Here is a 15190-nt window from a genome sequence, read left to right as displayed (position 1 = left end):
ATATTAAAAAAAGAGAGTAATTATTTTTAGAGTGTATAATATAATAAAAACAAACTCAAAAAATAAAAAAGTTAATCGTGTATTCCTTTTTCGGTTATTCTGAACATTGCCTCAGCATCTGGCAAGTGTGGAGAGTCATAAAGTTTAGCAACTCTTTTATCTCCTTTTGCTTTTCTTAAAAATATTCTAAATGTTGCCGCATGCCCAACAATATGCCCACCTATTGCCTGCTCTGATGGCCCAAATAACGCATCAGGCCTTGCTGCAACTTGGTTTGTCACTATAACAACACAGTTGTATAGATCGGCTAACTTATTAAGCATTGCCATGTGTCTACCAAGTTTTTGCTGTCTCTCTGCTAATTTTCCTCTTCCGACATATTCGGTTCTAAATGTTGATGTAAGAGAGTCGATAATAACTAATTTTACATTATGCCCCTCTCTTATTAGATTTTCAACATTCTCAGCATAAAGCATCTGCATATCTGAGTTATAAGCTCTTGCAACAAATATATTTTTTAAGACATCTTGTCCATCCAATCCCAATGCTTCTGCCATTTGAATTATTCTCTCTGGCCTAAAAGTTCCTTCTGTATCGATATAAACTGCTTTTGGTTCATTTAAGACCTCTTCTTTTATTGAATCATCTGCAATTATCTTATCTGGACATTGTAAATTAACACATGCTTGGTGAGCTATTTGTGTCTTTCCAGAACCAAACATTCCTGCAAATTCCGTAATCGATTGGCTCTCTAAGCCCCCTCCTAAGATTTCATCCAAGTTTTTGCTTCCTGTGGAAAGTTTCCATATGTTTTTTCTCTGAGTTAAAATCTCGTTTCCACTTTTAAATCCTAAATTACACAGTTTTCTCGCAGCTTCTATAATTTTTGCTGCTGCTTTTTCACTTATCCCTTCAATATCGGTAAGTTCTCCAATTGAAGCAGTAGCAATTTTCATAAAATCAGTATAACCTGCTTCTTTTAATTTTTCGGCAGTTGTAGGTCCTACTCCTGGGAGTTGAGTTAGATCATCCATATTATCACCATGCGGTTATTGATTATGATCATTAATAATTAGTAATTGTTAATATGTGAATAAACCATGAGGTAATAGATGATATTACAATAAGCAATATATGAAGGTTGTTATTATATACTCATCTATATATTCACATTATCGAAAATAGGAGCAAAGTAAAAATAAGATAATTAACACACAATAAAGTTGGGTAAAAAAATGCGAATAACAAAAAAACTATTTGGGGGATAGTATGTTATCAAAATACCTTGTTAGGGATGTAATGAAAAAGGGAGTTGTAGAGGTTAATTTAGATGCTAAATTAAGTGAGATTATTAAAACTATGGCAAAATATGATATTTCATCTGTTGTGGTTTCTGATGGAGAGACGTTTTGGGGCATAATAACTGATACTGACGTGATGAAACACTATCATAACTTGGAAAAAACGGCTGAGGAGATAATGACCACCAACCCAATAACTGTTAGTCCAGAGGCACCATTAGAAAAAGCTGTTGAAATTATGGCTGAAAGAGGAATACATCATTTATATGTAAGATCTCCATGTGAGGAAAAAATAGTTGGAGTTTTAAGTTCTAAGGATGTGATAAAGCTATTTTCAGATATACTTGAAAAAGTTGAGTAATTATTAGATAGGAATACATGAATAAATGTTTATATTATTAATTGCTACCGTATTATTAAAAATATTATTTAAAATTATTTATAAAGATATTATTGATTTATTCTGTATTTTTTATGAATTTACTAAAATTGGGTGATATTGATGATATATGATACGATTATTATAGGAGCAGGGCCGGGAGGATTAACTGCTGGAATATACGCAATGAGAGGAAAAATTAACGCATTATGTATTGAAAAAGAAAATGCAGGAGGAAGAATTGCTGAGGCAGGCATAGTGGAAAATTATCCTGGATTTGAAGAGATAAGGGGCTATGAACTTGCTGAAAAATTTAAAAATCATGCTGAAAAATTTAAACTTCCAATAGTATATGATGAAGTTGTAAAGGTAGAAACAGATAAAAAACCATTCAAGATTATAACAAAAAATTCCACATATTTAACAAAGACGATCGTTATTGCTACTGGAACAAAACCCAAAAAACTCAATCTCAATGAGGATGAGTTTGCAGGTAGGGGAGTTAGTTATTGCACAATGTGTGATGCGTTCTTTTATTTAAATAAGGATGTTATTGTTATTGGAAGAGACACTCCAGCGGTGATGAGTGCAATAAATTTAAAAGATATTGCCAAAAAGATCATATTAATAACTGACAAACAGGAACTAAAAGTTGCAGAGCCGATAATGCTTGATAAACTAAAAGAAGCAGATAACATTGAAATAATTTATAACGCAAAACCGTTAGAAATCGTTGGAAAAGATCGGGCAGAAGGAATAAAAATAGCAATTAACGGAGAAGAGAAAGTTATAAAAGCAGATGGTATATTTATCAGCTTGGGGCATGTTCCAAACACTGAATTTTTGGAAAATAGTGGAATAGAACTGGATAAAAGAGGGTTTATTAAAACTGACAAAAATTGTAAAACAAACATTGACGGAATATATGCAGTTGGAGATGTTAGAGGAGGTGTGATGCAAGTAGCAAAAGCCGTGGGAGATGGATGTGTGGCTATGGCCAATATAATAAAGGAAATACAAAAAGGTATTTAAAAGGGTATTTAAATTTTAATTTTTAAAACTCTTTAATTGAAGCAGTTTCTCTTGTTTTTTTAATTTCTTCAAACACTGATTTTTTAACTTTTGGTTCAACCCTAATCGGCTGAACTATGTTTGTTAACTTTCCACCAGGGGGAACCATTGGCAATGCCTCAGCAGGGTCTATGATTATGTCTAAAAGATACGGCTCTCCGCTTAATATCGCATCTTTTAATTTCTCTTTAATCTCATCTGGATTTATGATTCTATCTGCTCTAACACCATAACTTTCAGCCAGTTTAACAAAATCAGGACTCTCCCCTAAATGCACTTCACTCTGCCTCTGCCCATAATATAGATTCTGCCATTGATAAACCATTCCCAAAGTTCTGTTATCAAAGATGCAGATAACAACAGGAATATCATATTCGCTAATTGTTGCTAACTCCTGAGAATTCATTAGAAAGCCCCCATCTCCTGTAATGGATATAACGTTAGCATAAGGTTTAGCAACCTTCGCTCCAATTGCTGCAGGAAAACCAAAGCCCATGGTTCCCAAACCACCAGAAGCTAAGAAACTTCTTGGCATCTTTGTTTTAAAGAAATGTGCCATCCACATCTGATTTTGTCCAACATCTGTGGTTATAATAGTGTTTTTTAATCTCGGATCGATCTCGTTTAAAACCTCCATTAGATCCTTAACAAATCTCTGCGGTTTTATCGGCTTTTCATCGAAATCCATTGTTGGGATTGAAATCTTTTTTAATTGATAAATTCTCTCTAACCATGGTTCTTTACTTTTTATCTCTCTTGAAATTAAGGCAGATAATAAGTCCCTTAAAACATTTTTCGCATCTCCAACAATTGGAACATCGGCTCTAACGTTCTTACCAATCTCTGCAGGATCTATGTCTATATGAATTATTTTTGCTTCTGGAGCAAAATGCCTTATATCTCCCGTAACTCTATCTGAAAATCTACAACCGATTGCTATTAAAACATCACACTCTGTAATGGCATAGTTTGCCACTTTTGTTCCATGCATTCCTACCATTCCAAGAGAGAGGGGATGATCTTCTGGAAAACTTCCTTTACCCATAAGGGTGGTGCACACAGGTACTTTTACAAATTCAGCCAATCTTAACAGCTCCTCTGAAGCTCCGCTAATTATCACTCCTCCTCCTGCCAAAATAACTGGCCTCTCTGCCTCGGCAATTAATTTTGAAGCTTTTTTTATTTGCAAAGGATGCCCTACTGTTTTGGGTTTATAGCCAGGAAGATCTACTTTTGCAGGGATTGGATATTTTTCAATATCGATCTCTCCCTCCTGAACGTCTTTTGGTATGTCTATGTGAACAGGGCCGGGTCTACCGGTTGTTGCAATTTCGAATGCAGATCTAAATGTTTCTGGAATTTCTTCAGGTCTTTTTATTTGAAAGTTGTGTTTTGTTATTGGCATAAATAAACCGAGAGCATCGATTTCTTGAAATGCATCATTTCCAATTAATTTGGTGGGAACTTGCCCTGTCAAGGCAATAACTGGGGAAGAGTCAGCATAAGCGGTTGCTATTCCAGTAACTAAGTTTGTAGCTCCTGGGCCAGATGTAGAGACGCAAACTCCTGCTTCTCCGCTCGCTCTTGCAAATCCATCTGCTGCATGTGCTGCTGCCTGCTCATGCCTTGTTAGTATGTGAATGAGATCGCTGTCGTATAATGCATCGTAGAAGGGAAGCATTGCCCCCCCGGGATAACCGAATATAATCTTGACTCCTTCTGCTTCTAATGCCTTTATAATTGCTTCAGCTCCTTTCATCCAATCACCAAAAAATGTTAAGGTAAAGTAATGATAAAATCAAAATCATATATAAATTTTTATGAGATGACGCTTTTTAAAGATCGCAAAGGATTCACATAAAAACAACCTATTATTCATTAAATTTTTAAAATAATTAGAAAATAAAATGAAAGTTAATTAAAATAATAAAAATAGGTTAAATAATAAAGAGGTCTTGGTGAATTTTTAGTTTTAAATAGATTTTTGATTATAATAAGTTAGATGTTTTAATTTCCATCGCATTTATTCAGATGGCTGAACATCTAATACTTTTATCTTAAATTTCAACTCTTTTCCTGCTAATTCGTGGTTAAAGTCCAATGTAACTGTATCGTCAGTAACTTTTATTATTTTTGCAGGAATTCCACTTGCAAGAATTTGCATTCCCTCTTGTGGCTCAAAATCAGCGTCAGCAAACATTTCTTTTGGGATTTCTTGGATTAATCTTTCATCCCTAAACCCGTATCCTTTCTCTGGAGGAATTACAACTTCTTTTTCCTCTCCAACGTTCATTCCTAAAACTGCTTCTTCGAATCCTTCTATTAAGTCCCCATTACCTACAACAAAAGTTAGTGGTTCATATTCTCTCTCTGGGTAGTATATATTGTTCTCTTTTGCAACGTCTTCTATTGATGTATCTATAACTTTACCATCAACTTCTAATATGTAGTCAACTTTAACATAGTCGCCTTTTTTAATCAAGTTAATCAACTCCTATCCTTTCCACATACTTTCGTAAATACCCTATAAATAGTTTTTGATAATCGACAATGTTGCCTATTATGAATTCGAGAATTTAGTTTTAATTTTCTTTTTGTGGCAAGTTTTCAACTGCAATTCCTTCAAAAACGCATCTACTCTTTCCTTGACAAACACACTCTAATTCATTTACAATAAACTTCTTTTTAAATACCTTTTCTAAACATCCAGCCAATACTCCCCCTATAAAGTCATGAATTGGTTCATTTTTTGAAATCCAGCAGTAAGGTGGGTTTTTTAAATATATTCTAATCCTTTTTGAATCGAGATTCTCGATTTCCAATTCTCCAAAATTCATCAATTCAAATAATTTTTTTATTTCTTCTATACTTTTTGGATTTAGCATTTTTCCAAATTCTTCCCCTATTTCATATAGGGATGTCTCTGATCCAAGTTCTTTGACTTTATCGAATATTACCAATGCAAACAATCCAAAATAAGGCATTGGGATTTTTTTACTCTCTTTTATTATTTTTTCATCCTTTACTGTATTTAATATATCAGAAAATATTTTTTCCATAGATCTCACCATTTGTTGTCGCTAAGGAAGTTCCGCTCTTTAGAGTGGAGAGGAATTCAGATGAAAACCTAACGGTTTTCATTACTCTCCTCGCTACGCTCGAAGATAGAGGAGGCGGGCGGAGATAGGGTTAATATATTCAAATTGGCTTATTATTTATCGAGGGCGGCCTGACCCCGCCCAATGACCCCTCGGCGACGAGGATGAGAGGGTGTTCCCAGTGGGAACCTCCACCCTTTAGGGCGGAGAGGAGGTCAGCAACTAACGTATCCAATTATAACATCTAATATAAGTTATGGCACTACCATTAACATCTATAAAAAGCAAAATATATAAAACTTTGTAATAAAAAATACCAAAAAATAGAGATTTATTATTAAAAGTTATATTTTAGCAAGATAGTGAGGTAATAATCAAAAATCTGTTGGTTTAGTTATTTACAACTTTGAATTAGTTGTATTTTTTGCTAAATAAAAAACCTAAAAAATCGAAAAAAAATAAAAATTATTAAAAAAATTTATTTAACATTCATTTTTTTTAATCCCAGTTTGATGATATTATGTTTTAAGTTTTTATTTATCCCCATTCTTTCAAAAACGCGATCTTCAAATTCCATATAAACAGCAGTAGCAACCAAAGATATTCTCTCAACTAAATCATCAAACTCTTCCATAACTTTTAAATACTCTTCAGTTGGTAGTTCCTCTTTTAACTTCTCTTCTGCTGTTTCTCTAATTTCTTCCAATCCACAAAGTATATATAATGGCTCAAAATCTAATTCAACGAATTTCATTGCATCTTTTGCTATTAATTTAAAAAAATTATCCAATTCTTCCTCATTGCTTAAACAATTAAATAATTCGTTAATCCAGTTTTTCATGCGATTTTCTATCTCCCTGCATACTTTTGTATCACATGTGCTATGATTGTTTCCATTTCTACACAGCAGGGGGTTATTCTTAAACCTGTTAACAAAAATATCAATCGCAGTTAGAAGATCATTTTTTAATATATCCTCATGCTTTTTAATTTCATCATATTTTGTTGCTTTTTTAATAAAATATTTTATATTTCCTATTGCTTCGTTATATATGTTATCAAAGTCAAATAGCTCCATATTTTCGCCTCAAAGATTTTTAATAGGGTTTAATAATCTAATTGGATATTGATATTATTTGTATTATTATTTTTCATTTTATATTATTCTTAAAATTTATTATTGCTGTTTTTAATTTATAATTGATTTGTTAATATTGATTTGTTAATTGGTTTATTGTCCTGTTATGTGTTTATATTTTACTATAACATCTATTTATCTAAATATTCCAAACAACTTGGGCATGGGGTAAATCTGAGTAGCTAAATTAGACAAAAAATTTAAATTTCTCAACATTATATTAAAAATTAAAGATATTTTTGGATAAATAATGTTAATTGCGTAATATCAATATTGCTAATAAAAATTAAAATTTGTGAAGTTGAAGTTTATATAATACAAAGGGGGTTTAATCCCCTTTTCCTTCAATTTCAATAACCTTAACGTATATTGGATGCTCTTTTAACTGTTCATAGACCTTCTCAGCAGCCCTTCTGGATCTTGCAAGCATAACAAAAGCAACATCTCCTTTGTATCTTGCCTCTGTGAATGATAATATATCTCCTCTTGCTATCCCTTCTCCGATTATTCTCCTAATTAAATCCTCATACTTTGTAGCATGCTTTTCTGGAATGTTTAATAAGACACCGTATATCATTATTCTCACCTTGTCTCTACTTGTTTTTTATTTTTTCATGTTTATTATTACTATTTATTTAGAACTTATTTATTCAGCAATTTTTAGGATTCCTAATGTTTGATCTATTTTTTTAGCAATATCTAATTCGAACAATGCGATAGTTGGTAATAACCATCTAAATAAGTATCTTGGCTCTCCATCTTTCGTTTCTCCATAATATGCAAACGCTAATCTTCCAAAACCCGTCTCTTTTTCAACTTTCCTTGCACTTCTTATAAACCTTCTCGCAACGTTTGGAAGTTCTTCATAAGATAATGGCTTTCCTCCGACACCGTTTTGCATGGAGAGTTCTAAACTAATCCCAACGTTTTTTATGGCTTTTATTGTATTTGCTAATTTGTTCTTTTTAAGGAAAGCTAACAATAAGGTAGCTGCAGGAACTCTTAAAACTTCTGTGTTTTTTCCATCTTCATCCCTTAGTTGGCAGACAATATATGCTTTTCCCATTTCCATCTCTATATGTGCATAGAGTTCAGTGTTCTTTGGCAGCTCTTGCAGGACTTCTATAACTTCATAATCGTTTCCATCTTTTGAAAATTTATCTCCTGCCTTTTTTTCGTCTACTTCAACAGTAAAATATGTCTCTTCTCCATTTATCTTACCAAATATAAGATCAAATCCCCATCTTTTCAAGGACTTTAATTTAAATTCTCTTTCTTTTTCTGGATTTCCTAACGTTTCAAATACCAAAGTATTAATCATTTCAACTTCTTTTGCATCTACAACCATTACTATCACCCATATTTTTGATAATTTTTACTATTCTCTTTTTTCACATTTTTGTGTGTTTGAAGTTCTATAAAAAATTTTCTATAATCGATAGATTTGATAGAATATATCTATAAATTTAAGGGGAGAAGATAAAGAACGGATAAAAATGATAAAATAAATAATAAATAACTAATAATCACAAATCTAATTAAGATATATAACATTTTAACGGTGATCTTTATGAAATTTAAAAAAGTTCCAGTTAAAAAAATAGTCAATAAGATTATCGATGAATGTGATGTCATATTATTAGTTTTAGATGCAAGAGATCCAGAGATGACAAGAAACAAGGAGTTAGAGAAGAAAATAAAATCCCAAGGGAAAAAAATAATTTATGTATTAAACAAGGCAGATTTGGTTCCAAAAGAAATTTTAAATAAATGGAAAAATGTTTTTGGGGAAAATACTGTGTTTATATCTGCTAAGAGAAGATTAGGAACAAAAATTTTAAGAGACAAAATAAAAGATGCATTAAGGGAAATGGGGAAAAAAGAAGGAAAGATCGGAATTGTTGGCTACCCAAACGTTGGTAAATCATCAATAATCAATGCATTAACAGGAAAAAGAAAGGCAATAACTGGAAATATCGCTGGATTAACAAAAGGAGAACAGTGGATCAATCTAACCAAAAATATAAAGTTAATGGATACTCCTGGAGTTATAGAGATGAAAGATGAGGATGATTTAGTTATAAGTGGGGCGTTAAGGTTGGAGAAAGTGGAAAATCCCATACCTCCTGCTTTAAAGGTTTTAGATAGGATACATAAGTTTGATAGTTCAATTTTAGAGGAATATTTTGGAATACCTTGTAAAACTATTGATGAAAACTTTTTAAAAGATATAGGAATCTCGAGAAATTATTTAAAAAAAGGAGGAGATGTAGATCTTATTAGAACTGCAAGAACAATTATAAAAGAGTATCAAGAAGGAAAACTCAACTACTACAAAGTTGATCTAAAAAAATATGGGCAAAAAAGAAGTAAAGATATATCTATGATAACAAAACACTTAAAGAACTTTCCATTTATCGAAGATGCTAAAATGGTTATAACACATTTAAAAGATATTGAAGACCTTAGAAAAAAAATAAAAAAGCCGATATTGGGAATGGAAGAGATGGATGACAATATTTTAATAATATCTTTCGGAGAAAAAACAAAAGATGCGTGTAGAAAAAAGGTAGAAGAAATATGTAAAGAAGAAAATATAGATATATTCTCGAAATTTGGGGATAAAATAGGGGCAAATAACATATACATAGCCATTGGAAGAAAAATTAAAAAATAGAAAAAAATAAAATGAAAATAGAAATAAAAAATTAATAAAATAAATGTTTATTATTAGTTGATAGAAAAATTTTATAAAACACGATAAGTTATAAAAACTGATGATAAAACATTATAGCGGTGATAAAATGATAGTAGTGTCTGGAAGCCAATCACAGAACTTGGCATTTAAAGTATCAAAATTATTAAACACGAAGTTGGCAAGAGTAGAATTTAAAAGATTCCCAGATAACGAAATATATGTTAGAATAGTTGATGAAATTAAAGAGTATCAAGAAGCGGTTATAATAAACACTCAAAAAAATCAGAATGATGCAATAATTGAAACAATATTATTATGTGATGCCCTTAGAGATGAAGGTGTAGAGAAAATAAAATTAGTTGTTCCCTACTTAGCGTATGCAAGACAGGACAAAAAATTCAATCCAGGAGAGGCAATAAGTATAAGAGCCCTTGCCAAGATTTATTCCAACATAGTGGATGAATTAATTACGATAAACCCTCACGAAACACATATTGAGAAGTTCTTTACTATTCCGTTTAAATACGGGGATGCAGTTCCAAAGTTAGCGGAATACGTTAAAGATAAAGTTAGAGATCCGATTGTTTTAGCCCCAGATAAAGGAGCTTTGGAGTTTGCAAAAACCGCATCTGAAATTTTGAATGCTGAATATGATTACTTAGAAAAAACCCGATTATCTCCAACAGAAATACAGATCGCTCCGAAAAACTTGGATGTTAAAGAGAGAGATGTAGTTATTGTCGATGATATAATCTCAACTGGAGGAACTATGGCAACTGCTATAAAACTCTTGAAAGAGCAAGGAGCCAAAAAAATAATTGCATCATGCGTCCATCCTCTATTAATAGGAGATGCACTGAATAAACTCTACTGTTCAGGGGTAGAAGAGGTTGTTGGAACTGACACATACTTATCAGAAGTTAGTAAGGTAAGTGTGGCTGAGATTATAGCCAAATTGTTATCCCTTTAATTATTTTTCCCATAAGGATTTTTTAATATTTTTACAGAAAAATTAGCTATTATGGTGATCGATAATGAAAATTAACTTTGATTTAGAGGGAAAGATAATATTTAGCAAAGATTTGAATGAAGAAGCAATAAAAGCAGTTAAAGAGGTCTTAAAAAACTCAGATCAGATATTTTTAAAGGGAGTTCCAAAGGGTAAAGAAGATGAAGCATCAAAAATAAAAAGCTACGAGTTTGAAGGAAACACTTTAAAACTAAGAATTGTTTCTGGGACATATACGAGGGCTCACGAAGGTTTAAATAGATTAAGAAAACCACTGGCAGAAAAATTGGGAAGAAATTTTAGGATAGGGGTTAGAGGGGTTGAAATAGACAACTACATCATAACAATCGAAACAGATGGAGATAAAGCTAAAAAATTGGAGGGTATTAAAGTTCCAGAGTGTGAGGCAAAGATTGAAGGAAATAAAATCATTCTAACGTTTAGAAACATTGGAGAGAGTGAATTGAAGAGAAATATTATCGATAGAGCAATAAAATTTGTAAAAACAGAGTTGGAGAAAGAAGAAGAGGATTTAACATTCAAAGTTTGTAAAATTCCACCAGGAACAGTAGTAAGTGAATATAAGGCAAAGAGAGAGATAACGTTTGATAAAGATCCAACAGACGTGGCTGAAAAACTCGGCTGGATTAAAAAATTCCCTGGAAGAGGACAGTGGTTCTATACCCCACCAATAACTGCATTGTTTAGAGCTTTAGAGGAGTTGATAGTTGAAGAGATTGTTAAAAAGATTGGATTTCAGGAGTGTTTGTTTCCAAAACTCATTCCATTAGAGGTTATGTATAAGATGAGATATTTGGAAGGATTGCCAGAAGGAATGTATTATGTATGCCCACCAAAGAGGGAGCCAGAGCTTTTTAAAGAGTTTGTAAATGAAATGATGATTAAAAAAGAGATCCCAATTGAAAAATTAAAAAATCTATTAAGAGATCCTGGTTATGTGTTAGCTCCAGCTCAGTGTGAGCCATTCTATCAGTTTTTTGAAGGAGAGGTTATAGATGTTGATAAACCAATAATGTTCTTTGATAAAAGTGGATGGACATACAGATGGGAAGGAGGAGGAGCAAGAGGTTTAGACAGAGTTAATGAGTTTTTGAGAGTTGAGTGTGTTTGGATTGGAAGTCCGGAGTTTGTTGAAGAAACAAGAGACAAAACACTGAAATATGCTGAAAAATTAGCTGAGAAGCTTGATTTAGAGTATTGGGTTGAGGTTGGGGATGATCCCTTCTACTTAGAGGGTAGAAAGAAGGAAGATAGAGGAATCGAATTCCCAGATGTGCCGAAGTATGAGATGAGGTTATGGTTGCCTCATATAAAGGATGAGAGAAAAGGGGTTGCTGTTACATCAGCAAATGTTCACGGAACACACTTCGTTGAGGGTTTTAGAATTAAGGATTATAAAAATAGGAAGGTCTGGACTGGATGCACTGGATATGGAATAACCAGATGGGTTGTTGGTTATTTAGCCCAATATGGGTTTGATTTTGATGACTGGCATCCAATAATAAAGGATAAGATTAAAAAACTTCCAGAAGTTCCTCAATTGATAACTTGGCCTAAGAAGGATTAAAATTACTTAATATTACTTAATATTTTTACTTAATTTTTTGTTTTTATTATTTTCTTATTTTTTATTCCCAATATTTCATCTTGAATGATTCTTAATCTTAATTATAAACAGTTAACTTCATGCCAGTTTATTTATTTCTTTATTTATTTTTATGTTTCTTTTTTTGATTTTTAATTTTTTGTTAATGCGAAAAAATAAATATGGATAACAGAATTAGTAATATCTACAACACCATTATAGTGATTATCATGCTTAGTGATGAGGATATTAAGATAATAGATGAGATCTATAAAGAGGGATATTTAATAGCCCAATATGGAGTTTATGTAAAGAAAAAATACAAAGAAAGGGTATTTAAAATTCCCGTTGATGCAGGATTCGGATGTCCAAATAAAACAACAGGGGGCTGTATATTCTGTCCAGATATGGGGAGACCAATTTCAGTAAGATATTGTGATGTTCAACTCTCTTTAAAAGATCAGATAGAAAAACAGATAGAAATACAAAAAAATAAAGGGATTAAGAAATTTTACGTTTATTTTTACCCAGGAACTAATACTTACGCTCCAATAGAGAAATTAAAAGAGATATGGGACTTTTCACTATCTTACAAAGAAGTTATTGGACTTTCAATAGGAACTCGTCCCGATTGTCTGGAAGAAGAAAAATTGGATATTTTAGGGGAATATGTTAAAAAAGGATACGACATTTGGATCGATCTTGGAGTTCAAACCATGCATCAAAAAACTTTAAAAATATTAAATAGAGGCCATAATGTTTCAGATACAATAACTGCAATACAAAACTGCCACGAAAAAGGGATAAAGGTTTGTGGCCATATCATTTTAGGTCTTCCAAATGAAACTTGGGACGATATGATGGAGACAGCTAAGATTTTATCCTCTTTAAAAATAGATGCTGTAAAGATTTATCCTCTCGTTGTTATAAAGGGAACTAAATTGGAAGAGATGTATTGGAGAGGAGAATACAGAACTTTTGATGAAAAACAATATATAAGTTTGGTTTGCGATTTTTTAGAGCACTTATCCCCACATGTTTTAATTCAACGGCTATCAAAAGATAAAGTTCCAGAAGAGATAAAAATATCTCCTGAATGGTATTTAGGACGGTTAAGAATTATGAATAAAGTTTATGAAGAGTTAAAACGAAGAGGATCTCGTCAAGGAAGTAGATATTTGAGCTCATTTAAAGAAAGCATCTAATGTTAGTTGTTTTCCTTTGTTCTCTTTCTTTTTATCTTCTTTCTTTTTTTCTTTTATTTCCTTCTCTTTTTTTACTTGCTTTTGAGTTTCAAGATTTTTTATATCTTTTTTTACCTCAGTATCGCTAATCTCATATCCTTTTACTTCTTCAACTTTCTTATCTTCTTTTTTCTTTTTTATAATTTCTTTCTTAACCTCTTTTTTATCCTCATTTTTCTTATCCTTTTTATCTTCTCTTTTATTTTTTTCACTTTTTTTCTTTTTCTTTTCCTTTAATATCTTTAATAGTTTTGAGGATAATCTCTCTCCAAACAGGGCTTTTAGCTCATCCTCTTTTATCTCAAAGTAATCCACTAAATCAGCAGCAATATAAGGATTTTCTTTTGCTAAAATTTCAAGTATCTGCAAATCAAACCTTGCCCTCTTTGAAGAAGTGTGTGTCTTTTCTCCAATTTTCTTTAATATCTTATTTAATATCTCCCTCTCTGCCTTTGTTTTTGTTAATAATCTAAATATCTTTGGATAACTGTAAGGTGTCCATTTTCTATACTTCTCATCCTTTGAGAGAGCAACACCAGCAGTCATTAACGTTGTAGCATACTTCCAAAAGCCATAATTTTGCCTCTTCATCACTCTACCTAAATATCGATCTGCCTTTGATAAATATTCAAAAGCCCTTGCTACTTCCTCTGCCTTTTCATACTCTTTTGGAACGTTTTCAGCTATCCATTCAATTATAACATCTGGCGTTTCATCCACATTCATTAAGGCAGTTGTAGCTATTCCATAATGCGTGGTTTTTAAAATAACCCTCAAAGCATCAAAGATATTTGCCTCTCTCTTTCGATCTGGCAATTTTTGAACTGTCTCATAACTTAAATCTCCAGATAAAGCTAACGCTTCCAAGTCGTTTATCGCACTTCTTAGATCGCCGGCTGAGTGTTGAGCGATCATCTTTAACGTTTTATCATCCACATCAAGTCCCTCTTTTTGTGCTATCTTTTTTAAAACCTTATAAATAGAATTTGTATGCACCGGATTTAATTGAATTATCTCAACATAAGGTAATAAACTTCTTATTGATGTTGCATAGGCATCGTTTGCTGTTAAAATTATTGGATTCTTTGCCTTCTTTATAATCTTTATTAATTCAGAAACCCCACCAGCATCTTCCTTTCCAGAGATTCCATCAACCTCATCCAATACAATTAAAAATTTTTTTCCAAATATTGATGATGACGTAGCTGCATGCCCTACAACCTTTTTTATTGCAGAGGAGTTTCTCTTATCACTTGCATTGAGTTCAATAACCTCAAATCCGTAATCGTTAGCTAATGCATAAGCCAATGTTGTCTTTCCACATCCTGGGGGACCTACAAGCAGAATTGGCTTTGGATTTTCCCCTTTTAAATAGCTCTCAATCCATGTTTTTAATTTCTCTTTAACCTTTTCATGCCCAGCAACGTCCTTCAATGATCTTGGTCTATATTTCTCTACCCAGCTTAACATAGATTATCCCTTTTTTATAGATTATTTTAATCCAAATAATAATTTTATTAACTCAACTACGTTTGATTTGTTATTTGTATTGCAAATAAAACAATAATTATTAAATTAAATAATTATTATAATTATCAATATTTTTATTTGGTTGAATTTATTATCTACATATCTTAATATTTCTT

At 32.1% G+C, this 15190-nt stretch carries 14 protein-coding genes; 6 read left to right on the top strand and 8 right to left on the bottom strand.

Going from position 1 to position 15190, the window contains the following annotated elements; all coding sequences use genetic code 11:
• Window positions 1-71 precede the first annotated feature (71 nt).
• Entirely contained in the window at window positions 72-1034 is a 963-nt protein-coding gene (gene radA, locus METVU_RS06850) for a DNA repair and recombination protein RadA (RefSeq protein ID WP_015733470.1), read from the bottom strand.
• A 235-nt stretch (window positions 1035-1269) separates the two neighbouring features.
• Between radA and METVU_RS06845 the strand changes: the two genes are divergently transcribed.
• The gene (locus tag METVU_RS06845; protein ID WP_015733469.1) at window positions 1270-1662 is read left to right on the top strand and encodes a CBS domain-containing protein; all 393 of its coding nucleotides are present in this window, start codon (window positions 1270-1272) and stop codon (window positions 1660-1662) included.
• A gap of 141 nt (window positions 1663-1803) precedes the next feature.
• Window positions 1804-2712 (top strand): F420-dependent thioredoxin reductase, encoded by a 909-nt coding sequence (trxR, locus tag METVU_RS06840; protein ID WP_015733468.1) that lies wholly within the window; start codon window positions 1804-1806, stop codon window positions 2710-2712.
• A gap of 22 nt (window positions 2713-2734) precedes the next feature.
• On the opposite strand, the gene METVU_RS06835 is transcribed toward trxR, so the two are convergent.
• From METVU_RS06835 to METVU_RS06810, 6 genes are all read right to left on the bottom strand, one after another.
• On the bottom strand, window positions 2735-4510 hold the full coding sequence (locus tag METVU_RS06835; protein WP_015733467.1) for an acetolactate synthase large subunit: 1776 nt from the start codon (window positions 4508-4510) through the stop codon (window positions 2735-2737).
• 264 nt (window positions 4511-4774) lie between these two features.
• Window positions 4775-5233: an FKBP-type peptidyl-prolyl cis-trans isomerase gene (locus METVU_RS06830; RefSeq protein ID WP_015733466.1), complete on the bottom strand. Its 459-nt coding sequence runs from the start codon at window positions 5231-5233 to the stop codon at window positions 4775-4777.
• A 100-nt stretch (window positions 5234-5333) separates the two neighbouring features.
• Entirely contained in the window at window positions 5334-5810 is a 477-nt protein-coding gene (locus METVU_RS06825; protein WP_015733465.1) for a V4R domain-containing protein, read from the bottom strand.
• A gap of 517 nt (window positions 5811-6327) precedes the next feature.
• Window positions 6328-6927: a hypothetical protein gene (locus METVU_RS06820; RefSeq protein WP_015733464.1), complete on the bottom strand. Its 600-nt coding sequence runs from the start codon at window positions 6925-6927 to the stop codon at window positions 6328-6330.
• Window positions 6928-7315: 388 nt separating this feature from the next.
• Complete coding sequence (locus tag METVU_RS06815; RefSeq protein WP_015733463.1) at window positions 7316-7564, bottom strand: hypothetical protein; 249 nt, start codon at window positions 7562-7564, stop codon at window positions 7316-7318.
• Between the two features lie 69 nt (window positions 7565-7633).
• The gene (locus METVU_RS06810) at window positions 7634-8335 is read right to left on the bottom strand and encodes a TIGR00703 family protein (protein WP_015733462.1); all 702 of its coding nucleotides are present in this window, start codon (window positions 8333-8335) and stop codon (window positions 7634-7636) included.
• A 222-nt stretch (window positions 8336-8557) separates the two neighbouring features.
• Between METVU_RS06810 and METVU_RS06805 the strand changes: the two genes are divergently transcribed.
• From METVU_RS06805 to METVU_RS06790, 4 genes are all read left to right on the top strand, one after another.
• A complete protein-coding gene (locus METVU_RS06805) occupies window positions 8558-9664 on the top strand; it encodes a GTPase (protein ID WP_015733461.1) in 1107 nt (368 codons plus the stop codon).
• Window positions 9665-9791: 127 nt separating this feature from the next.
• Entirely contained in the window at window positions 9792-10655 is an 864-nt protein-coding gene (locus tag METVU_RS06800; protein WP_211204350.1) for a ribose-phosphate diphosphokinase, read from the top strand.
• 70 nt (window positions 10656-10725) lie between these two features.
• Window positions 10726-12282: a serine--tRNA ligase gene (gene serS / locus METVU_RS06795; RefSeq protein WP_211204369.1), complete on the top strand. Its 1557-nt coding sequence runs from the start codon at window positions 10726-10728 to the stop codon at window positions 12280-12282.
• 248 nt (window positions 12283-12530) lie between these two features.
• The gene (locus METVU_RS06790) at window positions 12531-13505 is read left to right on the top strand and encodes a TIGR01212 family radical SAM protein (protein ID WP_048196909.1); all 975 of its coding nucleotides are present in this window, start codon (window positions 12531-12533) and stop codon (window positions 13503-13505) included.
• Here METVU_RS06790 and METVU_RS06785 read toward each other — a convergent pair.
• Window positions 13485-15014, bottom strand: a complete 1530-nt coding sequence (locus METVU_RS06785) for a replication factor C large subunit (RefSeq protein ID WP_015733457.1) — start codon at window positions 15012-15014, stop codon at window positions 13485-13487. The genes METVU_RS06790 and METVU_RS06785 overlap by 21 nt on opposite strands.
• Window positions 15015-15190: the final 176 nt, after the last annotated feature.

This window comes from Methanocaldococcus vulcanius M7 (genome assembly GCF_000024625.1).
Classification (GTDB): Archaea; AGJL01; Methanococci; order Methanococcales; family Methanocaldococcaceae; genus Methanocaldococcus; species Methanocaldococcus vulcanius.
The sequence above is the reverse complement of the archived record's forward strand: the minus strand, read 5'-3'. Positions and strand labels throughout refer to the sequence as shown.

Coding starts and splice junctions, on each gene's coding strand:
- radA (WP_015733470.1), bottom strand. CDS start 1,034: ATGGATGATCTAACTCAACTCCCAGGAGTAGGACCTACAACTGCCGAA.
- METVU_RS06845 (WP_015733469.1), top strand. CDS start 1,270: ATGTTATCAAAATACCTTGTTAGGGATGTAATGAAAAAGGGAGTTGTA.
- trxR (WP_015733468.1), top strand. CDS start 1,804: ATGATATATGATACGATTATTATAGGAGCAGGGCCGGGAGGATTAACT.
- METVU_RS06835 (WP_015733467.1), bottom strand. CDS start 4,510: ATGAAAGGAGCTGAAGCAATTATAAAGGCATTAGAAGCAGAAGGAGTC.
- METVU_RS06825 (WP_015733465.1), bottom strand. CDS start 5,810: ATGGAAAAAATATTTTCTGATATATTAAATACAGTAAAGGATGAAAAA.
- METVU_RS06820 (WP_015733464.1), bottom strand. CDS start 6,927: ATGGAGCTATTTGACTTTGATAACATATATAACGAAGCAATAGGAAAT.
- METVU_RS06815 (WP_015733463.1), bottom strand. CDS start 7,564: ATGATATACGGTGTCTTATTAAACATTCCAGAAAAGCATGCTACAAAG.
- METVU_RS06810 (WP_015733462.1), bottom strand. CDS start 8,335: ATGGTTGTAGATGCAAAAGAAGTTGAAATGATTAATACTTTGGTATTT.
- METVU_RS06805 (WP_015733461.1), top strand. CDS start 8,558: ATGAAATTTAAAAAAGTTCCAGTTAAAAAAATAGTCAATAAGATTATC.
- METVU_RS06800 (WP_211204350.1), top strand. CDS start 9,792: ATGATAGTAGTGTCTGGAAGCCAATCACAGAACTTGGCATTTAAAGTA.
- METVU_RS06790 (WP_048196909.1), top strand. CDS start 12,531: ATGCTTAGTGATGAGGATATTAAGATAATAGATGAGATCTATAAAGAG.
- METVU_RS06785 (WP_015733457.1), bottom strand. CDS start 15,014: ATGTTAAGCTGGGTAGAGAAATATAGACCAAGATCATTGAAGGACGTT.